The 9,247-nt window shown below is 35.2% G+C and carries 8 protein-coding genes; all 8 read right to left on the bottom strand.

Features of this window, described 5'->3' with window-relative positions; genetic code table 11:
* Nucleotides 1-187: 187 nt before the first annotated feature.
* Nucleotides 188-700, bottom strand: a complete 513-nt coding sequence (locus tag WFK35_RS17035) for a hypothetical protein (protein WP_336733591.1) — start codon at nt 698-700, stop codon at nt 188-190.
* Nucleotides 701-707: 7 nt separating this feature from the next.
* The gene (locus WFK35_RS17040; protein ID WP_336733592.1) at nt 708-1,241 is read right to left on the bottom strand and encodes a hypothetical protein; all 534 of its coding nucleotides are present in this window, start codon (nt 1,239-1,241) and stop codon (nt 708-710) included.
* Complete coding sequence (locus tag WFK35_RS17045) at nt 1,238-3,979, bottom strand: COG1470 family protein (RefSeq protein WP_336733593.1); 2,742 nt, start codon at nt 3,977-3,979, stop codon at nt 1,238-1,240. The genes WFK35_RS17040 and WFK35_RS17045 overlap by 4 nt, the downstream gene beginning before the upstream one ends.
* Nucleotides 3,972-4,772 carry a WxL protein host-binding domain-containing protein gene (locus WFK35_RS17050; RefSeq protein WP_336733594.1) on the bottom strand — a complete coding sequence of 267 codons (801 nt, stop codon included), beginning with the start codon at nt 4,770-4,772 and terminating at the stop codon, nt 3,972-3,974. The genes WFK35_RS17045 and WFK35_RS17050 overlap by 8 nt, the downstream gene beginning before the upstream one ends.
* Before the next feature lie 96 nt (nt 4,773-4,868).
* On the bottom strand, nt 4,869-5,447 hold the full coding sequence (locus WFK35_RS17055; RefSeq protein WP_336733595.1) for a hypothetical protein: 579 nt from the start codon (nt 5,445-5,447) through the stop codon (nt 4,869-4,871).
* 252 nt (nt 5,448-5,699) lie between these two features.
* Nucleotides 5,700-7,304, bottom strand: coding sequence for a hypothetical protein (locus WFK35_RS17060; RefSeq protein ID WP_336733596.1), 1,605 nt, complete (start codon nt 7,302-7,304; stop codon nt 5,700-5,702).
* Nucleotides 7,305-7,644: 340 nt separating this feature from the next.
* Nucleotides 7,645-8,439 carry an SDR family oxidoreductase gene (locus tag WFK35_RS17065; RefSeq protein ID WP_336733597.1) on the bottom strand — a complete coding sequence of 265 codons (795 nt, stop codon included), beginning with the start codon at nt 8,437-8,439 and terminating at the stop codon, nt 7,645-7,647.
* On the bottom strand, nt 8,439-9,059 hold the full coding sequence (locus tag WFK35_RS17070) for a hypothetical protein (protein ID WP_336733598.1): 621 nt from the start codon (nt 9,057-9,059) through the stop codon (nt 8,439-8,441). Before WFK35_RS17070 ends, WFK35_RS17065 begins: the two co-directional genes overlap by 1 nt.
* Between the last annotated feature and the right edge of the window lie 188 nt (nt 9,060-9,247).

Consider the following 9,247-nt stretch of genomic DNA (forward strand, 5'->3'; position numbering starts at 1 on the left):
TCAATTATCTTTCATTGCTCATTGCTCATTGCTCATTACTCATTACTCATTACTCATTACTCATTACTTAGCTCCGATAGAAACGGCATCCTTTTGGGTTACGGGCTCCGCTTAGCTCCGCCCGTAATCCAAAAGATACAGTGGATAGCGGGAATAAGCTCATGAAAATAAAATTATTTTATTGAAATTATAAGTCGCTTATTGTAAAGACAATCTGGCTATTGTAGCTTGCAGCAGGAAGGGTAACGGATACTCCGGAAAGCTGTAATTGTACTGGAATATTGGAATAGGATGCTAACGCCAGTACAGCTGTAATTCTGAATAGTTCTATATCCGCCGTTGGTGGAATGATGGTATAGGTTGTACCACCGGAAATTGAGCATGCAACGCAGGTTGTAGTTCCGTCTCCGGTTCGTTTTGCGCTTAAAATAAGATTAGAATTCCATACAGGATTGGCAGTATAATGCATGCTTACTTTACCATTGGTTAATAATAATGGAACGCTTGCAGCCAGAATAATTTGGCTTGTAGAACTTTCGTAAGTTCCGGCGTAATTATCTCCTGCTTCAGTTATAGATGGAATTGTAACTGTCCAATTTGTTCCGCCTACAGTTAATGTACGTTGTGATTGTAACTGAGAAAATGCAATCAGAATCACAATGAAAATATTTTTAGTAATAAATTTCTGTAAATACATCATTTTTTCTTTATTCTGTTATCGTATAAGTAATGATGACCGGTGTATTTGATCTGGCATTTAAGTTAGAATAGTTGTTAATTCCAAGTGTTATGGTCAGTTGATGCCCGTTATTTGCTCCGTTTCCTGTAAATGCACCGCCGATTCCGCTTATTATGGTTTGAGCTGATGTTGTAAGTGTAATCTGAGGAGAAGGTGCTCCCAGCGTTCCTCCGCCTGATCCTGTTGCAGCGGCTGCCATAATTTTAATGTCGATACCGGGAATGGTTTGGTTAACAGATGCCGTAATTCTGCGTGCTAATCCAGAAGGAGCAATTGCAGATGTATAATTGATCCATTTTGAAGAATTACTGAAAGGTGCTGTTACAGCATTTCCGGCCTCGGAAGGTGCAGTGTAGTTTAAACTTATTGCTCCGGAAGGTTCAATATCCATAAGTGTTACTACAGGAAGACTAATGGCAACACTTCGGCTTCCTGATGTTTGAGAAAATATCTTGCAGGATAATGTAAGAAAAATTAAAAATATAGATCCTGAATGCTTCATTTCTTTTTTCTGAATTCGTTATAAGTTACTTTAATAGGCTCCTGCTGAAATTTTATTTCCGATTGCTGTTTTATAACACTGATGATTAATGTTTTTATTTCTGAAGGTTTCAGGATAAAATCAAAATGATCTACCGGAATTTTATACTTTTTGTCCAGTCCGTTTCTGTAAACTTTTACTTTCCATTCTCCCGGTCGCAAATAGGTGAAATCAAAATTTTCTCCGACATCAATTATTTTGCGGTAAATCTGATTTCCGTTTGATATTTCAAGCATAATGCTTTCTCTTTTCTTATTGTCTTTCTTATTAGACAGCTGAACAAAGTCTGGTTTCGGACTTTCAGAATATTCGATTTTTCCCTGAATCTGTGAAGAACTAGTCAAGCCAAAATTAAAGATATTTTCACTGTTGGATATTGTTACTGAGGCGGGAAGATCAATATCCGGAATGTCATTGATATCGCCTGTGGAACGGTCGATCTCCAAAACATAATTTCCGGGAATTACATTTTTAAATACAAAATTTCCGCTTTTATCAGTTACCGATAAATAATGCCCGAGTAAAATTCTAATTCCGTCTACTTTTTTTACTCCCAAATTGTTAATTGTTCCGTAAAGCGCAGCGTAATCTGCTGTTTTTTGAGTAGGAATATCCAGTCTTGCGGTATAACGAAGAGAGAAGATAAAATCTTTATTGCCCAGTTCTCCACGCTGTAAAGTATATCTTCCGGAAAGATCAAATTCATGTCCCGGAAAGATCTGCTGATGAAATATTAATTCAAAAAGATTTCTGTCTGCAAAATATTCTTCGGGCATATAATTGTTCTGATAAGATAAACTGAAGTTTGTTTTTTGTGAGAAACGGCTCAGAATTCTAACTCCGTAATACATCTGCTTTTGATTTTGAATCTGATATCTTGAAGTAACGGCATAACTTCCATAAATATTAAAGGAGGTTCTGAATTTTTCAAATCCTACATTGGCGGTGTAAAAACTTGAATTGCCGGAAAAGTTCAGAAGATAGTTGTTGGTTTTGCCAAACTGACTTTCAAAATTAAGTTGAAAAATTCCCAGCTGCTGTTCCATGCTGATTCTGAAGAACTGTTCCTTATAATCAAATTCCTTTGGAATCAGACGGTCTTCGTATCTCTGAAATCCATTGAAGATCGTTATAGAACCTTTTTTGGTGTATCTGTACTGAATTCCATACTGTAGATATTTTCGGTATGGCGCGGCGAGAAGCAGGGTATCTCGCTGAAAGTTTTTTGCATCCTGAACATAATTGGCAAATATATTCACTTTATTAAAAATCTGAAATTGAATATTTCCGTTAAATGTATTTGTATTGTTAAAGTACCCTGCATATTCTGGAGAGGAATGCATATACATAAGATTTCCGCTGATTTTATTAAAATTGGCGACTGTTTGCAGCATAAATGCACTTCCTTCAGTTTTTCCGGTTTTGCTGTAAGACGTTTCACCGGAGATTTCAATGCTTTTATTTAATTTGAATTTTCCCGCTAAATAAGGCAACTGCGCATCCGAATGAAATCTGAAGCCGGAGAAGCTTAATAAAGAATTATCTTTACGGGGAATTTTGTATAAATAGCCGGCTGTAATTTCCGACTCTTTAGTAATTTTAATTTTTGAATATACATTAAATTCATCCTGAATATCACGGAAAAATCTGGGATGATTGTAAAAGCCTCCGAAACTTAATTTTTCTGTATCATAACGAACTTCTGCGCCACGACCGTACCTTGCATATTCCGTTAAAAATGAAGAGAAATAATTTTTATCTCCGAGATGAATAAAGAAATTTTCTCTTTTGTAATTCACAAAATATTCCTCATACTTCGTGAAAGAATTAAATGCCACAGGATTTTTTGTCACCGCATGAAATTCAATAAGATTTCTGTTTTCTTTATCCAGACTGCCTTTTCCGTAAATTTCTCCCTGAAATCCGTTTTGAAATTCGCCTCGGTTCTGCATTCCGGTAAATGCCAGAGAAAAGGCTGCAGGAAGTCTGTGGAATATATCTTCTTCTGATGGTTTTACGGAAATAATCTTTACGCTTGTATAAGCAGACTGATTTTCTTTCGGGTTATCTGCAGAATAAACAGAGAGCATAATGTTCTGCATTTCGTTTTTACCTAATTCCGGGTTTGTTTTTTTTAAAACTGTAATTATTTTTTGTTCACCGGCTGATAAAATCAGTGCTGCATTTTGATCAATTATTGCATTTTTGCTCTCGAGAATCAGGTTTTCTGTAAAGTTTCCATTGTTTTTTAAAAGAAAAGTAGAAGTAATACTTTCTCCCGCCTTCACAAATTCCGGAGCATTTAATGAAGTGAGTGAAAGTTTTCGGCTTTCTGAAATTATAAATTCAAAATGCTTTGAAAATTTTTCGCCGGTGCTTTTTTCGGAGCCGTACAAAGTGATTGCGTATTTTCCGTGAGGAGTTTCAGATGCTATTTTTACAGGAACAAGATAGATGGTTTTCTCTGCTGGTGAAATTTCAATTTCTCCTTTCGTAAGGATAGGAATAATATTCGGATCGGAAGTTTCGACGGTAAGATCATATGATGTACGAACAGAAAATTTATTTTCTACAGTAAAAGGAATAGAAGTAATGGTTCCCGGCAGCAGACTGTCCTTTTTTTCAATAAAATTTTTTGTCTGAGAAAAAAGGAATGCCGGAAATAGCGTAAAAATATATAATGCACGTATTTTAATCATTTTTTACGTCGAGTTCTACATTGAGAGCAAAAGAATTTTCATCTTCATCTGTAGCGATAAGAACGGCTTTATACTGAGCCGGAGGAGTTTTTTCCAGATCAATGTAAAAAGATTTTGATGTTTGGGGCAGCAGACCCATTGCCTGACTGGAGAAAGTCCCTGCCTTTTGTCCGCTCTTTTTATCATACATTTCAATTACCACGATAGGTTTGCAGTAAAGATTTCCTTTATTGGCAATGGCAACTTTCAGAAGCTGTCTGCCATTTTCTTTTTCAATTTTTACCCCTTCGAATTTAAGATCAGGTCTTGCCTTTTCCGTATTCAGATCAGTAATTACCTGAATGGCATACCGGATGACAGAAGTTATATTTACTCCCTGTTTATTATCGTTTGGGGTTATTTCTTCTATAGGTTCCACAATAATAACGCTCCAATAACTTCCGGGTTCAGCAATTTTATCCGGAACCGTAATTTCATAATAAACCTCAGTCGTTTCCTTTGCTTTCAGAACAATCATATTGGTGTTCATCTTAATCCAGTCTGCATTGGTTTTTAGATTTGTATGAGGAGCAGAATATTGAATAGACCCATCCGACTGATAACTAAAATCCTGAAGAAATAATTTTACACTTTGCGGCAGGTTGCCTGTATTTTCAATAGCTATTTTGCCTTTGTAGATTTTTCCGTTTTCAACTTTATAGGTATGGGAAAGTCCGTTCAGTACTACAATACCCGCTTTCAGGAAAGTAAACTGAATCAGGAAAACAGAAAACAGAAGGATACTCTTTATCATAATCTATGTAAAGTTTTAAGTTTGAAAAACGACTATACAAAACAGAGAAGAAATTGGCACAACTTCTTCCTGTCTGTATATATGGAAATGTAATAGTTAGTTGTCCGAAATCGTATATGTAACGGTGGCAACAGTATTGGCGGCTGCCGTTAAATCTGCATAGGCAGCAACACCACCCGGAGTACTTCCGGGAGCTAAAGCGTAAGTAAGATTATGCCCGTTATTGGCTCCGTTACCGGTATATGCACTTCCGATTCCTGAAATGATGGTTTGGTCTGCAGTACTTAATGTAAGCTGTGCAGAAGGAGTACCTAAAGTTCCTGCTCCGGATCCTGTTGCAGCTGCTGCGGTTACATTAATATCGACGCCGGGAATTACAGCATTTAATTTCACAGAAACATTACGGGTAGGATCTGCTACAGATTTTATGGAAGAATAATTAAGCCATAGCGTGGTATTGGCTGCGTTTGCTACAATTGGGTTTCCGGCTTCAGATGGAGCTGTAAATCCTAAAGTAATGTTTTTACTGGCAGCAGGTTCAATGTCTACCAATGCTACTTCCGGAACGGAAATCGTTAAAGTGTGATTGTCTGTGTTGGTGTCCTGTGCGCTTAAATTACCTGATACAGCAATGGCAGCTAAAGACAAAGCTAAAGTGAATTTAAATCTTTTCATGGTGAAATTTTTAGTACAATGAAGTTAATAAGTTTTAAATTAATATACAATATTTTTAACAATAAATTTTTATCATTATCATTTATTTATCAATAACTTATAATTTTAATTGTTTATTCAGATTAATGATAAGGGTAGTGAAATTTTATAATTTTTGCCCTGTACAAAAGGAATGTCTTATAAAAATTTATATAAAACTTTAGCTGTTTTTATTGCAGAAAGATGGGAAAGAAATGGTGAAAAAAGTTGAAATTAAAATCTGCTCAGGATTCCCCAATGGATTTTAATATCATTGAATTTAAAAGGATTTCCAAACTCGTTACCATTGGAAAGCTGGAAGCTCATTAACCCGATCGGAATAAAGAAATTAAAACCCAGCCCCACACTGTAGAGTTTAGGCTTTACATTCAGAGATTTATTATTGAGCTGTCCATACTGTCCGAAAACATCAAAAAAGGCCTGACTTCCGATGAGATAACGGTACTCTAAACTGCCGTAATAAAAGAAATCTGCGGCAAGAGAATTTTCATTAAAACCCCGCATGGAATTCCAGCCTCCGAAGCGGTACAATTCGTTGGCAGAAAAGTCAATTTTAGAATCCATCATGGCTCCTTCTGCCTTGAGGTTGAGGAAATGATTTCCGTTAATATGATAATTATGCTCTCCAAAGAAATAAAACTGATTCTGTGGAGATTGTATATTGTCTTTGGTATAAGTGGTCGTTAAATAATCGTATCCGGCGTTTATTTTGGTCTTGTAAAGGAAAAGATCAATATCGGTAGGCTCTATCATTTCAAACCAGATTCCGATTCCCTTTTTGCTGTAATCTTTACCCTGAACATACAACGTATCGATGATGCTGGAGCTTTCGAAAGTCCCTCTCAGTCCCAGTTTATTTCGGGAGTTCAGATGGTAGTAAAATGCGGGAAGAGCTTTTACGTTGGCAAATGTAGAATCCTGACGGAAAATATTCACCTTCATATTCAGACCCACGTTGGATTTGAAAAGATAGGGGATATCAGTCTGTAAATCAAAAGTCTGTCCTTTATCCGGATTTCTCTGCCAGTAAAGATTGATAAGTTCGAAGCTATTGAAAATATTTCTGAAATTTACATTCAGGGTTCCGTTCAGCGTAAATTTGTCTGTTTTATCGTTTCCGAAACCAATGACCCCGTCAAAACTGTTGGTCTTTTTCTTTTCCATGAAAAGATAGATACTCGTGGAATCTTTGGTAAATAAGGTTTGCGGAGGACGCTCCAGAGCAACAAACTGATGGCTTTGGAAAGACTTATTAATGGCAATCAGGTTCTTATCATCATAGGTTTTTCCCTTAAATTCCTTTTCAAGATTTTTAATGAATCTTTTGGGAACACTGGTGTAGCCTTTTACCACGAAATTATCGATGGTTCTTTTATTGTTTTTATTAATATCGATTTCAACAACAGGATAACCGTTTTTCTGACCTTTGTATTTCGATTTTATTCTGCTGAATGCAAAACCTTCATCAATATACTTTTTGTTGATGCTTTTTTTGGTTGAATCTAAATTTTTGGTAAAAAACTCTTTCTGAAGCTTTGTTTTATCTGAAATAGAATCTGAAATATTAACGTAAGTCTGATTGAAATTTTTCCCTTTATCGTAAAATATTTCAGTGCTGTCACCTTTTTTTCTGACTTCTTTAAGCTGAGTAAAAAAGTAATTGGTCTGAGCCAGGGAATCCAGAAACTTCACTGCTGAAGCGGAATCTTTTACCTTTTTCTTCACTTTCGTTTCAGAATCGATCAGGAAATAATGCTTCTTCTGCGCCTGTACAAAAACGCAAAACAGTACAAAAAATATTTTTAGAATTAATTTCAATGTTACATTTTTAAACCATTAAGATTTTATTTAAGAAGTTAAGAATAGTAAGCTAAACTTAAGTTTTATACATTTAGGATAACAGAATAAGTTTTCTTAGGAATGATCTTAACTTTTAATGATTGTCCGTAATTTGTCATCATTGAAAAACCTTTGAGTTCTTTGCCGAGTGAATAGTTTATGCTGAGCTTGTCGAAGCACCTTTGCGAACTTAAAACAGTTGGTATATAAAAAGAATCTTAGCGATCTTTGCGTTAAAATTAAGCATTATGATCAATGACGGATAATCAAACAACTTTTTAAATATTCATTAGATTAATTTTTTTTAAAATAACTGAAACTAAGCCAGTTTATTGTATTTCTTCATAAGATTTTCATAAGTTCCCTGCGGAAGAATCCATTTTAACGGAACCCCGATTTTCTGTCCGAATTTACCAAAATAATAATGCGCTTTCCATTTATTTTTGCTTAAAAGCTGATCTACATATTCTGCAACTTCCAGAGGTTCTGTTCCGTCGCCCACGTGAGAATTCATTAAAGCATACACTTTATCGAAAACATTTTTGTAAGGTTCTGAAACCTTTGTTCTCACTCTGTTTTCTGCGATATTGGTTTTAATATCTCCTAAATGAAGCGAGCAAACGTTCACATTCCAAGGATAAACTTCGTATCTCATCGCTTCCGTTACTTTATCCAAAGCAGATTTTGAAGCCGAATAAAATCCGCGGAAAGGAAGTCCCATTTCACTTCCGATGCTGGAAACATTGATGATCTGCCCGAATTTGTTTTCGCGCATTTTCGGCATCACAGCGCTCATCATTTGTACAGCTCCCACCAGATTCAGATTAAACAGTTTCAGGATATCTTCTTTGGAAGAATCTTCCACAGCTCCTACCATTCCCATTCCGGCATTGTTGATGAGAACGTCAATTCTATTTTCTGTTTTCAAAACTTCTGCAATCGCATTTTGTACGGCTTCATTATCCGTAACATCTGTTGGAATAGATCTGAAATACTGACTTTCGGTGTGTTTTCTGCTTAAGCCATAAACTTTATGACCTTTCTTCCCGAAATATTCTGCTAACACGAAACCAATTCCTGAGGAAGTTCCGGTGATGATGATGGTTTTTGACATTAGTATTGTAAATGTTTATCTGAATTAGGAATTTTAATTAAATTTTCTCCAGGCTTAAAATTATTCATTTTTACAAGTTTTTTAGTCTTATAATAAAATTCTTTATGAAAATCTTCAGCAGGCGCTTTTTTGTCTTCCGGAAAACATGGATAATATTTTTGATCTACAATTGCCTTTCCGGTCGAAAAATTAATTTCATCATACATATTAAATTCGCAGTTGTCATCAAAGTTCTGAAGTGAGCCGATCAGGTAAAAATCATCATCCTGAAATCTGTAGGTATGTTTATAAGTCATCCTGTGTCTTGAATTTGTACTGAATGATTGTGTAATATTCAATGCTCCTTTTTTTATGGATATTTCAGGCAAAGGATCAGATTCCGGTGAAAATCCTATCTCTTGCGGAAAAATTATCGTTGAATACTTTTTCCAGATTTTTAATTTTTCGTTGATTTTTTTTAGAATAAAAAGTTCTCTCTGAGGGCTTTCGCGATCATAAAAAGATTTTACTTTTTTAGTGGAATTGAAAACAATGATTATTTCTTCTTTACCATCTTTGTCTAAATCTCCTTTTGTTTCCACTAATTTTTTATACCCTTTTGGAGTCACGAAATTTTTCAATTCTTGAGCTTGAAGAACTGAAAAAAGAAAAATTATATGTAATAAAAATATTTTTTTCACTGTAATCTCAAAAAGATAGTCCAATATCTTCTTTCTTAATCATTTTTGTATCTTGAAGGTCACAAATACAGCCTTTGACTGTTTTATAATTTCCTGAAATTCTAGTCTCCTTACCTTTACTATCTGTA

Source organism: Chryseobacterium sp. VD8, from assembly GCF_037149975.1.
In the GTDB taxonomy this organism is placed as follows: Bacteria; Bacteroidota; Bacteroidia; order Flavobacteriales; family Weeksellaceae; genus Chryseobacterium; species Chryseobacterium indicum.